Annotated in this window: 20 protein-coding genes and 1 pseudogene; 10 read left to right on the forward strand and 11 right to left on the reverse strand. The window is 56.6% G+C overall.

Annotated elements, in window-relative coordinates; all coding sequences use genetic code 11:
* Window positions 1-3: 3 nt before the first annotated feature.
* On the reverse strand, window positions 4-888 hold the full coding sequence (locus AC3I0A_RS16620) for a LysR family transcriptional regulator (RefSeq protein WP_489373177.1): 885 nt from the start codon (window positions 886-888) through the stop codon (window positions 4-6).
* Window positions 889-1,035: 147 nt separating this feature from the next.
* Between AC3I0A_RS16620 and AC3I0A_RS16625 the strand changes: the two genes are divergently transcribed.
* Window positions 1,036-2,136: an alkene reductase gene (locus AC3I0A_RS16625; protein ID WP_489373179.1), complete on the forward strand. Its 1,101-nt coding sequence runs from the start codon at window positions 1,036-1,038 to the stop codon at window positions 2,134-2,136.
* 234 nt (window positions 2,137-2,370) lie between these two features.
* Entirely contained in the window at window positions 2,371-2,772 is a 402-nt protein-coding gene (locus tag AC3I0A_RS16630; protein ID WP_489373181.1) for a nuclear transport factor 2 family protein, read from the forward strand.
* A gap of 35 nt (window positions 2,773-2,807) precedes the next feature.
* On the opposite strand, the gene AC3I0A_RS16635 is transcribed toward AC3I0A_RS16630, so the two are convergent.
* Window positions 2,808-3,056 (reverse strand): Lrp/AsnC ligand binding domain-containing protein, encoded by a 249-nt coding sequence (locus AC3I0A_RS16635; protein WP_489378523.1) that lies wholly within the window; start codon window positions 3,054-3,056, stop codon window positions 2,808-2,810.
* A gap of 48 nt (window positions 3,057-3,104) precedes the next feature.
* Complete coding sequence (locus AC3I0A_RS16640; protein ID WP_489373183.1) at window positions 3,105-3,740, reverse strand: FMN-binding negative transcriptional regulator; 636 nt, start codon at window positions 3,738-3,740, stop codon at window positions 3,105-3,107.
* Between the two features lie 169 nt (window positions 3,741-3,909).
* On the opposite strand from AC3I0A_RS16640, the gene pdxR reads away from it, so the two are divergent.
* Window positions 3,910-5,436: a MocR-like pyridoxine biosynthesis transcription factor PdxR gene (gene pdxR / locus AC3I0A_RS16645; protein WP_489373185.1), complete on the forward strand. Its 1,527-nt coding sequence runs from the start codon at window positions 3,910-3,912 to the stop codon at window positions 5,434-5,436.
* A gap of 64 nt (window positions 5,437-5,500) precedes the next feature.
* Window positions 5,501-6,106: a DJ-1/PfpI family protein gene (locus tag AC3I0A_RS16650; protein WP_489373187.1), complete on the forward strand. Its 606-nt coding sequence runs from the start codon at window positions 5,501-5,503 to the stop codon at window positions 6,104-6,106.
* Between the two features lie 103 nt (window positions 6,107-6,209).
* Here AC3I0A_RS16650 and AC3I0A_RS16655 read toward each other — a convergent pair whose 3' ends face one another.
* From AC3I0A_RS16655 to AC3I0A_RS16670, 4 genes and pseudogenes are all read right to left on the reverse strand, one after another.
* Window positions 6,210-7,394 carry a patatin-like phospholipase family protein gene (locus tag AC3I0A_RS16655; protein WP_489373189.1) on the reverse strand — a complete coding sequence of 395 codons (1,185 nt, stop codon included), beginning with the start codon at window positions 7,392-7,394 and terminating at the stop codon, window positions 6,210-6,212.
* Window positions 7,395-7,510: 116 nt separating this feature from the next.
* A pseudogene (locus tag AC3I0A_RS16660) lies at window positions 7,511-7,792 on the reverse strand (cupin domain-containing protein); the annotation flags it as partial.
* A gap of 417 nt (window positions 7,793-8,209) precedes the next feature.
* Window positions 8,210-9,151: an ornithine cyclodeaminase family protein gene (locus AC3I0A_RS16665; RefSeq protein WP_489373191.1), complete on the reverse strand. Its 942-nt coding sequence runs from the start codon at window positions 9,149-9,151 to the stop codon at window positions 8,210-8,212.
* A gap of 370 nt (window positions 9,152-9,521) precedes the next feature.
* Window positions 9,522-10,511, reverse strand: coding sequence for an isopenicillin N synthase family dioxygenase (locus AC3I0A_RS16670; RefSeq protein ID WP_489373193.1), 990 nt, complete (start codon window positions 10,509-10,511; stop codon window positions 9,522-9,524).
* Between the two features lie 361 nt (window positions 10,512-10,872).
* Here AC3I0A_RS16670 and AC3I0A_RS16675 point away from each other — a divergent pair, with 361 nt between their 5' ends.
* From AC3I0A_RS16675 to AC3I0A_RS16685, 3 genes are all read left to right on the forward strand, one after another.
* Window positions 10,873-12,909 (forward strand): oxidoreductase, encoded by a 2,037-nt coding sequence (locus AC3I0A_RS16675; RefSeq protein WP_489373195.1) that lies wholly within the window; start codon window positions 10,873-10,875, stop codon window positions 12,907-12,909.
* Between the two features lie 55 nt (window positions 12,910-12,964).
* Window positions 12,965-14,089: an S-(hydroxymethyl)glutathione dehydrogenase/class III alcohol dehydrogenase gene (locus AC3I0A_RS16680; protein ID WP_489378524.1), complete on the forward strand. Its 1,125-nt coding sequence runs from the start codon at window positions 12,965-12,967 to the stop codon at window positions 14,087-14,089.
* Window positions 14,090-14,152: 63 nt separating this feature from the next.
* The gene (locus AC3I0A_RS16685; RefSeq protein ID WP_489373196.1) at window positions 14,153-14,536 is read left to right on the forward strand and encodes a VOC family protein; all 384 of its coding nucleotides are present in this window, start codon (window positions 14,153-14,155) and stop codon (window positions 14,534-14,536) included.
* 70 nt (window positions 14,537-14,606) lie between these two features.
* On the opposite strand, the gene AC3I0A_RS16690 is transcribed toward AC3I0A_RS16685, so the two are convergent.
* From AC3I0A_RS16690 to AC3I0A_RS16705, 4 genes are all read right to left on the reverse strand, one after another.
* Window positions 14,607-15,383: a pyrroline-5-carboxylate reductase family protein gene (locus AC3I0A_RS16690; RefSeq protein WP_489373198.1), complete on the reverse strand. Its 777-nt coding sequence runs from the start codon at window positions 15,381-15,383 to the stop codon at window positions 14,607-14,609.
* Window positions 15,373-16,080, reverse strand: a complete 708-nt coding sequence (locus tag AC3I0A_RS16695; protein ID WP_160386905.1) for a TetR/AcrR family transcriptional regulator — start codon at window positions 16,078-16,080, stop codon at window positions 15,373-15,375. Before AC3I0A_RS16695 ends, AC3I0A_RS16690 begins: the two co-directional genes overlap by 11 nt.
* A gap of 222 nt (window positions 16,081-16,302) precedes the next feature.
* Window positions 16,303-17,424, reverse strand: coding sequence for a mandelate racemase/muconate lactonizing enzyme family protein (locus AC3I0A_RS16700; RefSeq protein WP_489373200.1), 1,122 nt, complete (start codon window positions 17,422-17,424; stop codon window positions 16,303-16,305).
* Entirely contained in the window at window positions 17,411-18,529 is a 1,119-nt protein-coding gene (locus tag AC3I0A_RS16705; RefSeq protein ID WP_489373202.1) for an alcohol dehydrogenase family protein, read from the reverse strand. The genes AC3I0A_RS16700 and AC3I0A_RS16705 overlap by 14 nt, the downstream gene beginning before the upstream one ends.
* Before the next feature lie 27 nt (window positions 18,530-18,556).
* Between AC3I0A_RS16705 and AC3I0A_RS16710 the strand changes: the two genes are divergently transcribed.
* From AC3I0A_RS16710 to AC3I0A_RS16720, 3 genes are all read left to right on the forward strand, one after another.
* The gene (locus tag AC3I0A_RS16710) at window positions 18,557-18,754 is read left to right on the forward strand and encodes a hypothetical protein (protein ID WP_489373203.1); all 198 of its coding nucleotides are present in this window, start codon (window positions 18,557-18,559) and stop codon (window positions 18,752-18,754) included.
* A gap of 292 nt (window positions 18,755-19,046) precedes the next feature.
* Window positions 19,047-19,814: an SDR family NAD(P)-dependent oxidoreductase gene (locus tag AC3I0A_RS16715; RefSeq protein ID WP_019690394.1), complete on the forward strand. Its 768-nt coding sequence runs from the start codon at window positions 19,047-19,049 to the stop codon at window positions 19,812-19,814.
* A gap of 12 nt (window positions 19,815-19,826) precedes the next feature.
* Complete coding sequence (locus AC3I0A_RS16720; protein WP_489373205.1) at window positions 19,827-20,582, forward strand: SDR family NAD(P)-dependent oxidoreductase; 756 nt, start codon at window positions 19,827-19,829, stop codon at window positions 20,580-20,582.
* Window positions 20,583-20,610 lie beyond the last annotated feature (28 nt).

Below are 20,610 nucleotides of genomic sequence, written 5' to 3' on the forward strand. Positions count from 1 at the left end.
AAATCAGATGCGCAAGTGCGCACTCATGTAGTCAATGAAAACGCGCAGCTTGGGCGAGGCATAGCGGCTGGCTGGCCACAGCATCCAGAAGACGACCTGGCGGTCCATGTTGTCGTCCAGCACTGTGACCAGCTGGCCGCCTTCCAGCGCTTCGCGCACCAGGAAGGTAGGCAGAAAGGCAATGCCCCTGCCCTGGATTGCGGCATAGGCAAGAGGCTCGATCGTATTCGACGTCATCGTGGCGGGCAGCACCAATTCAGCCTCGGAGGCTTCGAGCCGCAGCGGCCAACGCTCCAGCTTTCCCGTTGCGGGGAATTTGTGCTGCAGGCATAAATGGCGTTCCAGTTCACGCGGATAAGTGGGTACACCATGCCGCTTGAGATACGTGGGCGACGCCACCAGCACATGTGCGCAGGAACCCAAGCGGCGCGCGGCCAAGCGCGAATCGGTTTGCTCGCCGGTCCGAATCACCGCGTCGAACCCCTCCTCGATCACATCGACCATGCGGTCGCAAAAATCAATATCCAGTTCGACTTCCGGATACCGCTCCATGAAGCCGTCAAAGGCCGGCATCATCAGGTCGCCCAGTAGAGGTGTGCCCACGCGAAGCCGCCCACGTGGACTGCCAGCCAGGCCTGACAGCTCGGACTCGGCAGCGGTGACCTCGCTGAGGATGCGGCGGCATCGCTCAAGGAACAGGGTCCCCTCGGCAGTCAGCGTGATACTGCGTGTACTGCGATGAAACAGCCGTACATGCAAGCGTTCCTCCATCCGAGCGATGGTTTTGCCCACGGTCGAGGACGACACCCCCATCTGCCGGCCGGCCTCGGTAAAGCTGCGCGTTTCGGCAACTTGCACGAACATTGAAATGCCACTCAGGCTTTCCATCACTTTTCCTGCTTGCTCCAGCAGTACCCCACCAACAAGGCGGGATTACGGAAAAACTATCCGAAATGTTCGGCATCGCGGGATATTTTTCTTCACAAATTTTACGCCTACATTGCGCCCATCCCACCACTGCCAGGTATCGATGTCATGTCCAAACTGCATACGAGCATCCAAGTAGGCCCATACCAAATTACCCATCGCGTCGTCCTAGCGCCACTTACCCGGATGCGTGCCGAACCGGGCGCCATCCCTGGCCAGTTGATGGCCGAGTACTACGCCCAGCGTACCACCGCCGGTGGCCTGCTGATCGGCGAAGCCACTATCGCTGCACCCAATGGCAATGGCTACCTCGGTGCTCCCGGTCTATATGACGACAGCCAGATCGCTGGCTGGAAGCTTGTGACCGACGCCGTCCATGCCAAGGGCGGCAAAATCTTCCTGCAGCTCTACCATGCAGGGCGCCAGTCCAATAGCCTGCTGCAGCCGGACGGCGCCCAGCCGGTAGCCCCTTCCGTCGTGGACCACGGCGGCCTCGCCTTCACCGAGACCGGCTGGACCCCCGGCAGCCCGCCGCGCGAACTGACCATCGCAGAAATCCGCGGGCTGGTAGAAAGCTTCCGCGCCGCGGCCGAGCGCGGTATCGCTGCCGGCTTCGACGGCGTGGAGTTGCACTCGGCCAACGGCTACCTGTTCGATCAGTTCCTGCAGGACGGCAGCAACAAACGTACGGATATCTACGGTGGCTCGTTCGAGAACCGCAGCCGGTTCCTGCTGGAAGCGGTAGAGGCTGTGATCTCCGTCTGGGGCAGCAATCGGGTGGCGGTGCGTCTGGGGCCGAGCGGCAATTTCGGCGATATGTCCGACAGCGACCCCGTTGGCTTGTTCACCTATGTCGCGCGCGAGCTGAACAAGCTGGACCTCGCCTATCTGCATCTGATCGAACCGCGCATTTTAGGTGTCGCCGAGGACGAGAGCCGGGACCAGAATCCGGTGGCGTCCCAACTCATCCGCCAGCACTACAAGGGCACCCTTATCGCAGCGGGCGGCTTCTCCGGTGAATCGGCCAAGGCGATCCTTGAGGCCGGCGATGCAGACCTGGTCGCTTTTGGCCGCCACTTCATCGCCAACCCTGACTTGCCAGAGCGCCTGCGCAACGGCTGGCCGCTGAACCCGTACGACCGCGAGTCGTTCTTCGGCGGCACGGAGGTGGGCTACACGGATTATTCCTTCTACACCGAAGTTGCCTGATACGCGGCACCGCCGGCAACTGGGGGCCATAGGTGCCCCAGCTGCCCCTGGACACCTGTTTCATTTCCAGAGTGGCTACTCTGATCCCACCATCGCTGCCAATTTAACGCCACCACCCAGCACGACGCATCGGTCGATCTGTTCATCCGGGCAGCGCGCTGGACGCTCAGAACTGGCAACATCGGGCGGCCCCAGCGCTCGCCTGCCCCTCACATTGCTGATAGGACCAGGACTATGACCACACGCACACCAGCCGAGAACAAGGCAATCGTTCTCGAAGGCTTCGAAACCCTATTCAATCGCAAGGATTTGGCTGCGGCCGAACACTTCTGGTCGCCCTCCTATATCCAACATAGTGCTCATGTGCCCCCAGGTCGCGAGGGCCTGTTCGGTCTGGTCGCCGCGGGGTCGGCCGACCTGCGTTACGAATGCCAGCTCGCTGTGGCGCAAGGCGATTTCGTCATGCTGCACGGCCGGTTCTCTGGCCTCGGCCAGCCGGCGAACTGGGTCGTGGTCGACATCCTGCGCCTCGAGGACGGCGTGATGGTCGAACATTGGGACGTCATCCAGGACGAGGCGACGCGCGAAAGCTCCGCCGGCGGCCATCCCATGTTCGGCGATCACTTCCCGGGCTGACGCCCCCGAACAACCACTCGGTCGTCTTTGCGGCTTCAGACCGGCACGCTAGTGGTGTACTTCACCCGCGACAGCGCGAACTGTGAACTGGCATTCGCGACAGCTGAATGCCGCAACAGGGTGTGCATCAAGAACTGCTCGTAGTCTCGAATATCAGCCGCGACGATCCGAAGCAGGTAATCCCATTCGCCCGATACGGTATAGCACTCGAGAATGTTCTCCTGGTCTGCGACGAAGCGTTCGAAGGCTTCGGCATCCTGCTCGCCGTGAGACTTGAGCCGCAGCGATTACGTTCCACCTATACCAGAGAATTCGTAATTATCACGAGTACCTCAGGATTTGGCATCGACGCCAGCGAGCATTGCCTCCCCTAACGCTACTTTTCCGTTGTCTTTCAACGCCTGACCGGCACCGCGGATGTCTCTCGCTTCCTTGTTCTGACCCAACTTGAATTTACCGACCAATCGAGTGATCTCGATTTCTACCCCAACGATCGCTTTAAGCATCGCGGCGATGTAGTCCTTCGGGGCATCCGTCATTTTCCATGGCTCGGACCGGGACGACTCTTGGGTTCGGGTCAGGAGGGCCACCAACCCACGAACGTAGCGCTCGTCATCCCGAATCGTGATCCTCCCATGCGCGTGCACCACCTTATAGTTCCATGTCGGAACCTGTTTGTGGGTTTCGTGCTTGCCCGGATACCAGGTGGGCGAGATGTAGGCTTCAGCGCCACGAAAAACCACAAGCACTTCGTCCCCATCCTTGACGTCCTGCCAGACCGGATTAGCTCGCGCTACGTGAGCATGGAGAACGCCAAACTGCCCCTGCGAGGCCTTCAACTCGAAAGGGATGTGGTTAGCATCCAGTCCGCTTTCGCCGTTCGTAAAAAGAATGCCAAGCGGGTTCTGAACCATCAGTTCATGAAGGGCTTCGGTGCGAGGCTCATCGAAGTGGGCAGGTACGTACATATCAACTCCGTCAATCGTTCAAGGGTGGGGACATCGCGGGACAGGTAAGGAAACACTCGCCTTTTTCCGAACGTCTCGGCAGTGGTGGTGTGGCCTTCATATAAATTGTGCTGGCTAACTGGCCTATGGTATAGAGCCAATATCAAACATTATTACTGAGCCAGAATTGATGGCACGAAAAGCCAACGTCGTTGAAATTCCATCGCTAGGCACGCTGGATCGCAGTGCAGGTCAATTAGGACGACAGCTCGCTCAAGCGCTTCGGTCTGCGATCCGCAGGGGCGACGTCAAGCCAGGCGAGCTGCTGCCATCGACGCGCATTCTCGCCAAATCGCTGATGATTGCCCGAGGCACCGTTATCGAGGCATTTGAGCAGTTGATCGCAGAGGGCTTCCTGGAATCCCAAGGCAGAGCGGGCACGCGGGTTGCCCGCTCTTTGGTAGATGCGTCGCCAACCAGCCAGCAGGAAGAAGGCAGGCCAACTGAAACAAGGTCGTGGACTCCCTCTGCGCGAATCGAGAGGTTCGCTCAGGTGGCCCGGCAGTTTGGAGCAGCTCCTCAGATTCCGTTCTCAGTCTCCGTGCCGATTGGAAAAGTGGCTCCTGACGATATCTGGCGTCGCCTTGGTAATCGCATAAGGGCGCGTGGGCCCGGAGCTCCATCGGGGTACGGCGATCCACAGGGCGCTCTTGAGTTACGCGAAGCGGTAGCGGATTACGTGCGCAAGTCACGGTCTGTCCGATGTGAAGCGAGCCAGGTCATCATCACGTCCGGCACGCAACAAGGCCTATACCTCGCCTGCCAGGTGCTTCTCGATGTTGGGGATTTTGCGTGGGTGGAAGATCCGGCTTACCGGGGTATCACCGGGATTCTGGAAAGCGCAGGCCATACCAGTCAGATGATCCGCGTCCCTGTTGATTCCGAGGGTTTGAACGTTGAAAGCGCAATAGAGCAATGCCCCCAGGCACGGGCGGCCTTCGTTACCTCGTCACATCAATACCCGCTCGGCATGCCGATGAGCATGGCCAGACGCGACGCCCTGTTGTCGTGGGCCAGGGCTTCCAATGCCTGGATTGTCGAGGATGATTATGATGGTGAACTGCGTTACGCCGGCCACCCTTTTCCCTCCTTGCAAGGACTGGACCCCGACCGCGTTATCTATCTGGGGACATTCAGCAAAATATTGTTCCCGTCTTTACGGCTCGGATATGCAATTGTTCCGCCTTACCTGGTGCAAGCCTTTTGCGGTGCAAGAGTCCTGATCGACCGGCATCCTGCCAACGCCGATCAGCATGTACTCGCAGCGTTTATCGCAGAGGGGCATCTGGATCGACACATTCGGCGAATTCGCGGAGTGTATGCGGACATCCACAGGCAAATAATCGAAGCGGTAAACAGGTTGGTGCCCCGCAACCTTGCATGGCTGGAACCCAGTGACCAGGGCATGCATCTGGTGCTCTGGCTGGCGGATTGTATCGACGACAGGTGGGTTGCCTCAAAGGCCTCCGAAGTTCACGTATCGGTGCGTGCAGTGTCCCCAATGTATTCAGGTGGCAATGGCCGTTCTGGATTGATTTTGGGCTTGGGTGGTTTCAGTGCCGAAGAGATTGAGTCCGCCACCAGACGCCTTGCGCACGTCATCACGTTAGCTGCGCAGAACCCTGCTGGAAAGAATGTATCCATTACAATAATTTGATTGTGCTGGCTCTCATTCATAGCATGTATCTACGCAACCGAAATTTGCACAGGAAGAAGACAGCATGCATATCGCAATTCTGACTTTCGAAGGCTACAACGAACTCGACTCCCTCATTGCACTGGGCATTTTGAATCGAATCAAGAAGCCCGGTTGGCGTGTATCAATCGCCAGTCCGACAGCCAAGGTTCGCTCCATGAACGGGGTGGTCATCGAATCACAGGCAACACTTCAAGAGGCCAGCGAAGCTGACGCGGTCATCGTAGGCAGCGGTATGCAGACACGAGAGGTAGTGGCCGACCCTGCCCTTATGGCACAGCTGCAGCTTGATCCATCGAGGCAATTGCTCGCCGCTCAGTGTTCGGGAACCTTGGTGTTAGCCAAGCTGGGATTGCTCAAGGACATTCCTGCATGCACCGATCTGACGACGAAGCCCTGGGTTCAAGAAGCAGGGGTCGATGTTCTCAACCAGGCATTTTTCGCCAGAGGTAACGTTGCCACTGCGGGTGGGTGCCTTGCTTCTCAATACCTGGCCACCTGGATTATCGCTCGCCTGGAAGGCATCGAAGCAGCAGAGAGCGCAATGCACTACGTCGCGCCTGTAGGCGAGAAGGAAGAGTACGTTCAGCGCGCCATGCGCAATATCACGCCGTACCTGCCCGCAGAATAAATCGCCGTTTAAAACAGTTTTCCAGAAAGGAACAAAGATGAGCATTCGGGTATTCCAAGGCGCTACACGCCAGTAACTCACCGACCTGAACATTTCACGACTTCTAGCTCGACGGTGATTTATGCCACGGATAGCCCTTCGCGCTGAGTTGAAAGGCGTAATCGAACAAACGCTTCATGTACTCGCCATCGAATTTCTGATTGCGAGGAAAGTAAAAGTCAGAGCCGATGTACGCAAGATTGAAGTCCGCCCCATCCTGCTGAGCGATACGGTAAATTCGATCAAGGTCGCTGATCCCCTGAGTTTGAATCAATGCACTGATGGCTCGACCGCCAATGCTCAACGTACGGCGCTTCGTGCCAGACCACTGCGGCTCGAGTTTCCCATTGCGAATGACAAAGAAACGACGTTCGCGTCGCATAGTTGCTCCGGGGACTCTGCTCAGCGCCATCACAGTGCCAGGCGGGTAAAGGAACACCTGAGTGATTACGCCTCCGTCCACATGCATTTCCTGAAACTGTTTGCCGTCAACGTCCACATCGATCATGACGGGTGAGACTGCGCCGGGAATACTCATCGACGCGATCATGATGTTGCGAAAGAGGTGGAGCGCTCCCGGTACTTCGCTTGCGGCAATCGCGCCCATGTTCCAAGTGACTGGCCGCCCTGAATCAAGGTCGGTGGTGCCGATCATCAGGAGTCGTCCTGTTGCGTATTCCGACGCGATCGCCGCAAGCACCTCGGTAGTGACGTACTTTGCAATGAGCCGCGCCAGTGGCTTGCTGTCCGCTATACCGTCGCTGGCAAGACGGGTCAGGACATTTCGCGAATGGAAAAAGTCTTTTGGACCGATTGCGTTGGAGATGCCCAGAATTACGCCGTCGTACTGAGGCCCCAGGTAAGCGAACGGGGCGACCAGGGCGCCAGCGCTAATGCCCGTGACGACCTTGAACACAGGGCGAGTCCCATGCAGGGTCCATCCCACAATGAGTCCCGCCGCAAATGTGCCTGCGTCGCCGCCACCCGAAACTGCCAGCATATCTGCCAGCGGCAGGATGTTGTTCGGCTTCCCGGCTCTGGCGAGAGCCTCGCCCTCTCTTTTGTTGGCCTGACTTACATCCTGAATGAACGAAGTCAGATCCTGGTCTAGCCAGTAGCGAGCACTTGGAATGCCAGGGATGAGCGCTTTTTCCGTTAAAGTTGGCGGCACAGCGTCACGGCGTTGCAGGCACCCTTGAAGCAACATGTTCAGCGTTGAGGTACCAGGTCTGAGCAGGAATGGTTTCAAAACGCCTCCCCCGGCCCCTGCGGTCGACAGCGAACGCGCTCATCGTAGTATTCGGTGAAATGTCCTTACCCATAGTGCCCGAGATGGCTACACGCAAGCCGACTGCGACACGTTATTCAAACGTCCAGTTGCTCATCTTGCGCTCCTTTACGCGATAAACAAACTCGTTGCCCACCCCTGGTGGCCTGTGTGGCGAGTACCGTAAACCGCCGGACGCCGTGGGCGGGATTGCCGGTCGTATTTGTAGCTCCGTGCCAATGTTTGACACCGGGAGGTGTCCAGATCACATCACCCGGCTTGATCAGCTGCTTCTCACCGCCAACTTGCTGAACCCAACCCGCACCTGTGGTAACTACGAGGGTTTGTCCCAGTGGATGCGTATGCCACATGGATCGCGCAGAGTCAGGGCCAGATGCTCATCGCGCTACGTAAACTGCTCCAGCAACAAACCGATTCAGTAGGCGTCAAAATCCTGGACTCAATCCTGGACTTAAACGCACCGGATAGTGCTGGATTTCAGTATTTCCCGCCGGAACGAAAAAAGGACCCGAAGGTCCTGATTTCAATCGCTTACAGAATTCAGTGGAACTCTGCAGCGCAATATTTGGAGCGGGAAACGAGACTCGCATCTGGCGTCCGACCCATTGAAATCTAAGGGATTTATTTTTCTCACGAAGCAGGAAAAGACTTAATCCTGGACTTGTTTTTTGGATGTTTCAAGAGAAGCAAAGGAGAAATTCCAAGGCAGTCGACTGGGCTCTGCTCCTAGCCATTTCTGGTGGCGATTGGCTTCAGTGGTACCGGGACAGCCGCCATCAATCCAGCTTAAGCTCATCCAAACGCCGTATCACAAACAAGCTGACAATCAGGTCCAGGTGCGCACCACCCGCATTCTTGTACACGGTGATCTCGTCCTCACCCCGCTCAAAGGCCAGCAATTGACACAGATCGAAGAGATCCCCCTCGATTTGCGCATCACTGATCGCTCCCGCTTCCAGCGGAATCAAGATATCCCCCGCCACTGCCGCTGACTGGCGGTCATCGACAAAGATCCGCGCCTTGCCCAGTAACACGTTGTCCGCCTCCTGCATGTCCGGACGGAAACCGCCGACCAAGTCGACGTGAGTACCCGGCCGCACGTGGCGCCCGAGGATCAGCGGAGCAGAAGAGCTGGTAGCCGAGCTGATGATATCGGCCCGGGTTACCGCCTCGTTCAGATCCTGCACGATGGTCGCCTCAAGGCCCCGGCGCTGCAAGTCAGTGCAGGCTTCCTGCAATTTCTCCGGCGAACGATTCCACAGCATGACCTGGCGAATCGATGGACGGATGTGCAGGTAGGCGTCTGTCAGCGACCGAGCGACCGGCCCTGCGCCGAGCACCAGCAGCACTTCGCTGTCCTCGCGGCTCAGCCGGCGTGCGGCCAGGACCGAATCGGCGGCAGTCTTGATGCTGGTGATGGCCGGGCCGTCGAGCACGGCTGCGATGGCTTTGGTGGTCTGGTCGATCACCATGAACGCAGCATGTTCGGTGGGCAGTGGCGGCGTGGCCTTCGCGTTGGCGGGATAGATCGAGGCGAGCTTCAGGCCAGCGCCAGACCCCGGCAGAATCACGCCGCGGCTAAACAACCCGTAGTCGGCGTCGCCGATGAAGTAGCTATCGCCCAACGAGCGTGCGCCGAGATGGGCCTCGTGCAACGCCTGTAGTACGCCTTCCCAATCCAGTACCGATTGAATCTGTTGCGCGCTGATCATTTGCATTGTGTGTTTCCCAAGCATGGATAAGGCAAGGCCGCTGCCGCAGGTCCTGTCAGAGGTGTTCAGGTTCAGATCGTTTCTTGGTCTGTCACGTCATTGGATGATGCTTCCGTCAGCCATCAAAGCGAGCTGTCCTCATCAATCAGTATTCATGTGAGGCTGCAAGCCAACTCCCCTGCAAGAAGTACGCAACCTAAAAATTTCACTTATGGTTGCGTTGACAACCACAAGTAAAAAACCACAGCCTTTCCACCACATAATGCCTCGCAGATCGGCCTACGCGGATTTGTGCTCGTTACCGTTGCTGAGTTTTATAACCGCAACGATAATACGAAAATACTCAAATCAGGCATTTGCGTAGCCTTAAGAGCGATCAGACCTTCTCGATTTCTTGCAGATGCGCATAGCTATCAACGAATCGCTTAAATTTATGTTTACCACATGTGTAGGCTTCATACTTCGCGGGTAACGCCTCACTCACGCAGGTTGGCACAGGCTCAACGACCGCATCGAAATCCAAATCAATAAAGAAAGGTATTGAATAACGCTCTAGACCGCTAGTATTTATGACACGATGCATTGTCGAGGTGTAGCGATCGTTGGTGAGGGTTTGAACTAAATCACCAATATTGACGATAAAAGTGCCCTCAACTGGTGGGGCAGTAACCCACTCCCCTGCACGGTTCCTGACTTGCAAACCGCCAACTGCGTCTTGAGATAGGACAGTCAAGAAACCGTAGTCCGTGTGCGCCCCAATACCAATCTCCTCTTGGGAAACCCTTCCGATCTGGGGCGGGTAACGCAAAATTCGCTGAATAGTGATGGGCTTGCGCTGAAGATGCTCAAAGTAATCTTGTGGTAAACCCAAACTCAGCGCGATCCCGCCAATAAGCATTCGCGCGAGCGCCAACACAGAGGAATGATAAGCTTCGGCAACCTTCTCAAATTGCGGCAGTACAGACGGCATTTGATTAGGACCAAAAAATGGAGAGACCTCATCATAATGAGCTCCGCAATCAAAACACTCTTTGAAATCGCGGGTATTAGCAGGATCGACGTTTTCCGCGTACATCGGTATATAACCACGTAGCGTGAGCCCGGAATTCACGACATTAAGCTTGTTCTTCTCCTCATAAGGAAGCTTGAAAAAGTTTTTGGTAAGCGCATACATCTCATCTATTAGCTGCTGGTCAATGCCATGGTTCTTTATATAAAAAAACCCAACCTTTTCGCATGCATCACCTATTTGGCTTGCCACCTTCAGCGGATTTTCGCCGTTTATGAGCGACGATATATCTATGACTGGAATTTCAGTGAAAGCTGTTTGTTTGCTAGCCAAGCGAATATCAAATAACTCTGTCACCTATGCTCTCCTTTTCGAAATATCAACAAGGCAGAAGATTAAGAAAGCACCACTGTGCCCTCTTCAATCTCACTGAATCACATCTGAACCGTCGCCTATAACACCCACTTTCACGTCCACCTCAACGAATGCGGTTTGCAGCTGCGCGCACTTTCATCACGCTGCGGCCACTGACCGCTCAATGCGATGGAAGCCAGGTGAGTACGAGCCAAATCAGTCTTGGTTTTGACGGATGTTAATCCTGGATTTTTTGGCACGCAAGCAAAATGTACACTTGTGTCATCAATAATTGACACAGGTGTACATTTATCCTAGTTTTAAGTCACCGAGCCCGATGAAGCCCACTTTGGAGCGCACCACGATGTCCAGCGATCCCTTGCTGCAACCCTATAAAATCAAGAATCTGACCCTCAGAAACCGGATCATGACCACCTCCCATGAACCGGCCTACCCTGTGGACGGCATGCCCAAGGATCTCTATCGCGCCTACCACGTGGAGCGCGCAAAGGCCGGTGTCGCCCTGACCATGACTGCCGGTTCCGCTGCCGTATCCCGAGACAGCCCGCCGGTATTCAACAATGTGCTCGCCTACAAGGATGAAGTGGTCGGATGGTTGAAGGACCTGACCGATGAATGCCACGAACACGGTGCGGCGGTGATGATCCAGTTGACTCACCTGGGCCGCCGTACCCGCTGGGACAAGGCCGATTGGTTACCAGTGGTGTCACCTTCACACCGCCGCGAAGCGTCGCACCGCTCCTTCCCGAAGAAAATGGAGGAATGGGACATTGAGCGGATCATCAAGGACTATGTAGACGCCGCGGAACGCATGAAGGCGGCAGGTCTCGATGGTCTGGAGCTTCAGGCTTACGGGCATTTGATGGACCAGTTCTGGTCACCGTTGACCAATGACCTCGACGGCCCTTACGGCGGCTCGCTGGAAAACCGTATGCGCTTTACCTTCGACATCCTGCGTGGCATCCGCCAGCGGGTCGGCGAAGATTTTCTGCTCGGGGTTCGCTACACCGGTGACGAAGAATTACCCGGGGGCTTCAATGCCAGCGAGGGCATGCAGATTTCCCACATGCTCAAGGACAGCGGGCTGGTCGATTTTCTGAACGTGGTACGCGGCCACATCGATACGGACGCCGGCCTGACCGATGTCATCCCGATTCAGGGTATGCGCAACTCACCCCACCTCGACTTCGCCGGCGAGATCCGTTCGGCAACAGGCTTCCCGACCTTCCACGCGGCGAAGATTCCCGACGTGGCCACCGCGCGCTACGCGATCGCCTCGGGCAAAGTGGACATGGTGGGTATGACCCGTGCGCACATGACCGATCCGCACATCGTGCGCAAAATCATCGAGAAGCGCGAAGAAGACATTCGCCCGTGCGTGGGCGCCAACTATTGCCTGGATCGCATCTACCAGGGTGGCGCGGCCTACTGCATCCACAACGCAGCGACGGGGCGGGAAACCACCATGCCTCATGACATTCCCAAAGCCGCCGTCAAGCGCAAGGTGTTGGTGGTCGGTACCGGCCCTGCTGGGCTGGAAGCGGCGCGGGTAGCCGGTGAGCGCGGCCATGATGTAACGGTGCTTGAGGTGGCTGACCAACCTGGCGGGCAGATTCGCCTGACTGCGCTGAGCGAGCGTCGTCGCGAGATGATCAGCATCATAGATTGGCGAATGGCGCAATGCGAACGGCTGGGGGTGAAGTTTCACTTCAATACCTGGGCCGAAGCCGACACTGTGCAAGCCTTCGAGCCAGACGTGGTTATCGTTGCGACCGGCGGCCTGCCGGATACCGAGGTGCTCCGCGTGGGCAACGAACTCGTGGTTTCAACCTGGGACATCATTTCCGGCGACATCAAGCCCGGTCGCAACGTACTGATCTTCGACGATGCGGGGGATCATGCTGCCCTGCAGGCTGCCGAGGTCATCGCGCAAAGCGGTGCGAGAGTCGAAATCGTCACCCCTGATCGCTCGTTTGCACCTGAAGTCATGGCCATGAACCTTGTGCCCTACATGCGCAGCCTGCAGGATCTGGATGTCACCTTCACCGTGACCTATCGGGTCGACACAGTGGAAAAATGTGATGGCGGGCTCGTTGCAACCTTTGGCAGCGATTACGGACAGGTTCACAAGCAGCGCGTGGTCGATCAGGTGGTCGTCAACCACGGCACCCTTCCCCTGGACGACTTGTACTTCGACCTGCGTCCTCTCTCCACCAATGGCGGCGCGGTAGAACAGCATGACCTAATCGCCGGCACGGCACAGAACATCGTCACCAACCCCGAAGGACGCTTCCAGCTGTTCCGGATCGGCGACGCAGTGTCTGCTCGCAATACCCATGCGGCCATCTACGACGCATTGCGCCTGGTGAAAGAAATCTGAATCCGAGCCTCCCTTCTTGGTGGAACGGAGGCTCGCCATGAACAAGAGGGAAACCATGTCAGCAGTGACCATTAAATCGAAGGCGGCAGTCGCTTTCGGCCCAGGACAGCCGTTACAGCTGGTGGACATCGATGTCGCACCGCCCAAGGCTGGTGAAGTACGGGTACGAATCGTGGCAACCGGTGTCTGCCACACGGATGCTTTTACCCTGTCGGGCGATGATCCCGAGGGGATCTTTCCCGCCGTGCTGGGCCATGAGGGCGGCGGGATCGTCGAGTCGATCGGCGAAGGCGTGACATCGTTGTCGATCGGCGACCATGTGATTCCGCTGTACACGGCTGAGTGCCGGCAATGCAAATTCTGTCTATCGGGCAAGACCAACCTGTGCCAGGCAGTCAGAGCGACACAGGGCAAAGGCCTGATGCCTGACGGAACATCGCGTTTCTCCTTTCAGGGTCAACCGGTGTTCCACTACATGGGCTGTTCAACCTTTTCCGAGTACACGGTACTGCCGGAGATATCCTTGGCGAAAATCCCCAAGGATGCGCCGTTAGAGCAGGTGTGCCTGCTGGGCTGTGGTGTGACCACAGGTATTGGTGCGGTACTCAATACCGCCAAGGTTGAGGCCGGGGCAAGCGTTGCAATATTCGGGCTCGGCGGGATCGGGCTTGCGGCCATTATCGGCGCGAAAATGGCCAACGCCGGGCGAATCATCGCCATTGATATCAACCCGGCCAAGCGGGACGTTGCCCTATCGCTCGGCGCGACCGACTTCATAAATCCCAAGGACTATGACAAGCCCATCCAGGACGTGATTGTCGAGCTCACCGACGGTGGTGTGGACTATTCGTTTGAATGCGTCGGCAACGTCAAATTGATGCGAGCTGCTCTGGAATGCTGCCACAAGGGCTGGGGAGAATCGATCATCATCGGTGTCGCCGGTGCGGGCCAGGAAATCAGCACCCGCCCTTTCCAACTGGTGACCGGGCGCGTCTGGCGCGGCAGCGCGTTTGGCGGGGTCAAGGGTCGCACGGAGCTTCCCAGCTACGTCGAGAAAGCGAGCGTCGGCGAAATTCCGCTGGAAACCTTCATCACTCATAACCTTGGCCTTTCGGACATCAACAAGGCTTTCGAATTGATGCATGCCGGGCAAAGCATTCGCACCGTCATTCATTTCTGACCAAGGCACTGCCGTGATATCGGCCTGCGCTCACACCCGCATCACAACCCAAAGGAAATCAAAATGTCTGTTTTTACCCATGTCACTGTCGGTACCAATGACCTTGCCAAAGCACGGACCTTCTATGATGGCGTTCTCAAAGAAATTGGTCTCAACCGTGTTGCCGACCTCGATGAATCCGGCTCCATCTGGGGCGTGGATAAACCGTCGTTCTTCGTGCTCAAACCCGCCAATGGCAATCCTGCCAACGTTGGCAATGGCGTGACTGTCAGCTTCGAAGCGCCAAATCGCGCTGCGGTACATGCATTCCACGAAACCGCACTCGCCGCCGGTGGCATCTGTGAAGGCCAACCAGGTTCGCGTAACTGGGTTGAAAATGCCTATGCCGCTTACGCTCGGGACCTTGATGGCAACAAACTGGCTGTCTATTGCTTCAAGGCCGAATAATCGCAACCGTCTGACGCCTTCTGCAGTGAAGGCCCTTCAGCGGGCCTTCACTGTATATCCCCAGCCCTAGCTACATTCCCCGCCGCGCAACCTCAGCGCCTGCCTTCACTGCCCGCCCCACAATGGACTCGATGTTCTGATCAGCCATCGACTGCAGCGCTGCTGCCGTCACGCCACGGTAAGCCATCAACGACTCAATCATTTGCTGCGGATCGCGGCTGGCAAGCATCTGGCCGCCCCCCACCACTACGCCTTGTGCAGCGCGCTGCGCGATGGCAAGGGGAATTCCCGCAGCCACCGCCTGATTAGTCAGTGCCATTTGCAGCATTGCCGGGAAGGCCGGCCCAGTCCCGGACAACGCGCTGAGGTAATCAATAGAGTCTTCATCAGGCACTTCGTCCGCCGAACCTACGCACTCGAACAGTCGCTGCACCCACTGGCGGTCGCGTTCAACAAGGTTTCCGACACTGTACCAAGGCGTGAACGACTGCCTGATTTCCACGGCCGCATTCGGCATGGCCCGCACCACTACATCCGCACCGGTGGCCGCGCTGATGGATGCCGCCGGAACGCCGGCCATCAGGGAAATCACCAGTTTGTCGCGGGCGTTGATCTGCAGTTCACGAAACTGCTCCGGCCGGATGGACAGCACGACAATATCGCTGAGGTCCACCAACCGCTGGTTGTCGGCCAGCAGTCTCACGCCTGACTCGAAGGTACTGACGCCGGAGCGGTTCGAGATCAACAAATGGTCAGGCTTGATGAAACCGCTATCAAGGAGCGCCTCGGCGATTGCACGCCCTAGCCAGCCGGTGCCTCCGATGATGCCCAGGGTTCTATTCTCCATCGGCAGGGGACTCCTCGAATGTTTCGACCAAGGGAACGAAAACGCCGGGCTCTTTTTCTGCGTAGCCGAACTTTCCATAAAAGCGGTCTAGCTCGCGCCGCTTCGGTACTTTGCCGGTAAACACGCTCACGTACTGAGGAATCCGTCGAAATCGAACGACGATATCTTCATTGGTTTTCATGGAGATGTAGCCGATCTGCGTGAGGTAGATCGTCCTGGCCCGAACATCGGCCCCCTCGCCGTCGTAGCCAAACCGTCGGAACATAGCGGCCAAGGCATTCATCCGCGCCTCATCGGCCAGAGCGATTTCAGCAGTGACCTCGTCCGATTGCAGCGCCCAACTGCGCACGGCAAATTCGAATTGCGAATCGAACAGCTCAGGGTTCACCCAACACTCGAAGACGTTGAGAATCGCTTCGGAAATACTTTCTGCGTAACTCTCACATTGGCTGACCATTCCGCCGGTGTTCTTGTCCCGCCATCGAGCCAGGAGTGCCGCGAGCAGCTGTTCCCGATCTTCATAGAACCAGTAGAAGCTGGTACGAGACAAGTTCAAGCGTTTGGCCAGCGGCATCACCCGCACAGCATCCACACCCGACTCTTTAAGAGCATCGTAGGCGGCGTCCAGCCAACCATCGACGGAGCCGCGCCAGCCTGCGTCCTGCGCTTTGGTTTTCGCCCTTCCTGTCTGCGACATTCGGGTTGCACCTTTCTTTGAAAATTCTTCGTCACTGTACACCCCAGGATCTGTGGCGTACACGGCATGTACACGAGCGTACATTTTCGAGACGTTCGCTCGCCAACTCAAGTGTGCACACCAGCAGTGGACTCGAATCAATTCGCTAGTCAAAAAAGCAGATTCCACACAAAAAAACGCGGCGCACAAAGTACTTCATGCGCCGCGCTGCTGGAGTTCAACTCAGCGATATACCGCTACGGGTTCTCCGACGACGTCCCGATTGATCGTGAGACCCAATCCTGGGGTCTGCGGGGCACGGATACGGCCATCCACGACGGGAATGTCGACGTGCGCCGTGATCGGTGGATACATATCGCGCGTATCAAGCACGCAGCGCAGATTTCGGTGCGGGATAGATTGCCCGAGGTGAGTCAGCGCAGCGAACGCTACCTGTGAGCCAGCGGTCTCCTGGACGCTCATCGTCAAGCCGGAGGTCATGCACATGTCGCGCAGACGTCGGGCTCTGGTCAGGCCGCCATGCTTGGAAACTTTCAGACCAATACCGTCCGCAGCCTTCTCGCTGATCAGTTGCATCACAGAAGCTTCGTCCGTCGCCAGCTCGTCCATGATCAGCGGCACATTGGTTCGCTGGCGCAGGGACATGTGCTCAGCCCAGGTGGCGCATGGTGCCTCAAGGACGAAATCCAGCCCGGATGGCAGCAGCTTCAGCATGCGCAATGCATGCTCTACCGTCAGGCCACCGTTGCAATCAACGATGAAGTATTCCTCGGGCCGGGCATCTGCAAGTGATGCCTCAATGCGCGCGGCATCCAGCGCGGGCCCACCCTCCTCCGGTGTCGCGCCGACCTTCACCGAATGCCCCAGGTATCCTTGCTTTCGAGTCTGAGCAACTCGACGACGCATGTCATCGGGGTCGCCGGCATAGGTCGAGTCGATGATCGGCATGGACAGTCCTGTACTGCCCCCCAGCAGTTCACACACCGGCATCCCGACCGCTTTGCCCAGGATGTCCCAGCAGGCCACATCAATCGCAGCTTTCGCATGAAGGTGGCCCATCAAGGTGCTGTCCATGAGATCGTTGATTCGATCAACCTGTCGGGGATCCCGGCCGATGAGCAGGTCCGCCATTTCGGCGATACCCGCTCTCACCCCGAGCGCATGGGCCGCAATGTAGTTCGGGCCGAAGGGTGTCGACTCGCCCCAGCCTTCAAGACCAGTGTCTGTGCGAATACACACTATCGTGGAGTCAAAACTTGTGTAAGTACGGCCGCCTGACAGCTTGTAAACACCGCCAGCATAGGGCAGATCGACTTGATAAACTTCAATTTCAATGATCTTCACAAACACTCTCCTGTGGTGGCACCAATACCAGTTTTCCCGCATAACGTTTTTCTATGAAATCATTCTGTGCCTTGGCAATGTCGGACAGTGGATAACTGTTGCTGACAAAAGGACGGATACGACCGTGTTCAATATGACTGACCAACTCCTCGAAAACTGCATCCTCTTGGAAAGTGCAGCCATGAAATGTGAGGTCCTTCAAGTAAAGCGTTCTAAGATCCAGCTCGACGATTGGGCCAGCGATAGCACCCGAAACAGCATAGCGACCACCATGCTTCAGCACTTGCAAGAGCGCGGGCCAATCTTTCCCACCCACCAGATCCAGCACCACGCAGATGCTATTTTCACCAAGCGCCTCAACCAGGTTTGCGTCTCGGTGAATAACGCGATCGGCGCCCAGAGACAGAATTTGATCCGCCTTGCTTGCGCTGGTAATTGCAATCACCTCGGCGCCGCGGCATTTCGCCAACTGGACCGCAGCCGATCCCACACCGCCGCTTGCACCGGTAATCAGCACTTTATCAGCACCATTGACGGCTGCACGCTGGAGTAAAAGTTCGGCGGTTGAATAGGCACATGGAATAGAAGCTAATTCGATATCGCTCCAGTCACTGTTCACGGGCCAGGTGTCCGCCGCCGGCGCAACTGTAAATTGCGCAAAAGCACCATTGCAGTCTGAGCCGTAAGTCCAGCACTCGAACGGCCGATTATCAACCGGTGCTCGCAGCATGTTGCGTACCAGTACGCGCTGTCCGATTCGAGAATCGTCCACCCCTTGGCCAACTGCAACAATGCGCCCGCAGCAATCGGCGCCCTGGATCAGTGGAAACTTAAGCGGAACACCGGACCAGGATGCGTCCTCAGTGTCGATCTTAGCGAATCCCGAAGCGCCGCCCGAATTGGTGGCGCCGGTTATTTGTTTGGAGTACCAACCAATACGCGTGTTGATGTCGGTGTTATTGACTCCAGCAGCGCCAACTTTTATCAAGACTTCGCCAGCACCAGGGCGAGGCACTGGCACATCAGTATGGTATTCAAGCTGCTCAGTACCCCCATGCCCCTTCAGAAGCACAGCGTGCATGGTCTTGGGTAATGTAAACGTCATTCGGCTCTCCTAGTCGTTTGAGGGGGTATGCAACCTGTCTTCGGTTTTTTATTAGTCGGAGGATTTGCCAAGAAGATGTTTGCTGCGCGCGCAAACAAAAAGACTTTACTGGCGGTTATTTATTCTTATTCATTAGGCGCTCAAACGCTGCGTATCAACGCCCTAGGTGTTACCAGCAAAACAATGAGGCTTGTAAAATGCAAATTTGTAGCTTTCTACTTATAGAAAACCTTAGCAGCTGTTACCCCCTGACCATAATGATATTTTAGATAGATAAATGATGACTTCACGTTATGAATGGATGAGGTTCCGTGGGATCGCGCGCTATGACAATGATCAATGCTGGCAGCGAAACTACATTTACCCCTAGCCAACCGGCTTCCCGATTTCAAATTCTCGATTCAGACAATTTGGATAACGTCAGGTTATCTTTGGCCCTGTAAAAAAGTTGCTGGACGCTGCGATCCATTGAAATTAAATAATGGCTCCGCCAAAAACTTACCAGGTAGGTTGCCCGATGAAATTCAATAATAAAGTGGTGGTCATTACCGGCGCTGCCGGCGGTGTCGGACAGGCGTTAGCGTTATTGTTCGCCCGAGAAGGTGCAAAGCTTGTTTTGTCTGATCTTGACGAAGCCGGTTGCAAATCTATTTCCGCCAAAGTCCGTGACTTAGGCGCCGAAGTGCACTACGTGGCAGGCGATTTACGCCGTAAAGAATATTGCGAAGCGATTGTCCAAACTGCCGTCGATATTTTTTCGGGGATCGACATCGTATTGAACAATGCGGGCATCATTCCCCGCGGCACGATTGAGGAAACCACTGACGACATGTGGTTCGACGCCATGGGCGTAAACCTGAATGCGGTGTTCTTCATCTGCCGTGCCGCGATACCGCACATGAAAAATCGCCCGGGCGCCGCAATCGTCAACACATCATCTGTCTGGGGAATTTATCCAGGCCCCGCCCACGTGGCGTATTGCACAAGCAAAGGGGCTGTCGCGGCTTTAACCAAGAATCTGGGCCGCGATTGCGCCCCCTTGGGCATCCGTGTCAACGCCGTGTGCCCGCACGAAATCAATACCCCGATGATACGCAGCGGCTTTGAACGTCGCGGCCTGGATCCGGACAAGGCCGTGCAAGAGTTGAACAAGAGCGTGCCATTAGGCCGTATCGCCGAGCCTGAAGACATTGCGGATGTCATCGCATTTCTGGCGTCCGACGAGGCCAGGTACATCGCCGGTGAAACGGTAGAAGTCACAGGCGCCAAGCCGGTATCCGGCTAAGGAGAGGTAGCGATGCTCAAAGGTAAAAATGTAGTGGTAACCGGGGGCGGCAGAGGGATTGGCCGAGGCATCACCGAACAATTGCTTGAGGCGGGAGCTTCTGTGTTGATCGCTCAGCGCCAGGCACTGGACGCCGATTTGCAAAATCACCCTCAGGTCTATTTCGTCGAGGCTGATCTCGCTTCGATGGAGTCACCCAATTTGATTGCACATTTCGCCCAGGAGCAGCTTGGCGGAATCGATGTATTGGTTAACAACGCCGGGTTCATGTTCGAGAAATCCATTGATGATATGACCGAACAGGACTGGGATCGCATGATGGCTGTCAATCTGCGGGCGCCAGCGTTCTTGTGCAAGGCGTTGGTGCCTCAGATGCGTCAGCGAGGCGGTGGCAGCATCATCAACATCGGCTCGATCGAAGGGATAGGCGCCAACCCTGAACATGCCGCGTACTGTGCCTCCAAGGCAGGCATCCATGGGCTGACCCGAGCCTTGGCAATCGATCTCGGCCGGGACGGCATCCGCTGCAATGCCATTGCTCCAGGGTGGATCAATTCCGAGTTGAGCGATGCGTACCTCGCCACTCAAGCTGATCCCCGTGCGGCACGCCAGGCACTCCTGCGCCTTCACCCGGTCGGACGTACCGGATTGCCGACGGATGTTGGCGGGACAGTCGTTTTCCTGGCCTCGGAATCATCGGCCTTTATCACCGGGCAAGTACTGGTGGTGGATGGGGGGCGCACGGCGAAACTGCCACTGCCGTTTTGATCGAATCAGCCCCACTTGCGACGGAGGG

The organism is Pseudomonas sp. KH_024_B2 (assembly GCF_057839965.1).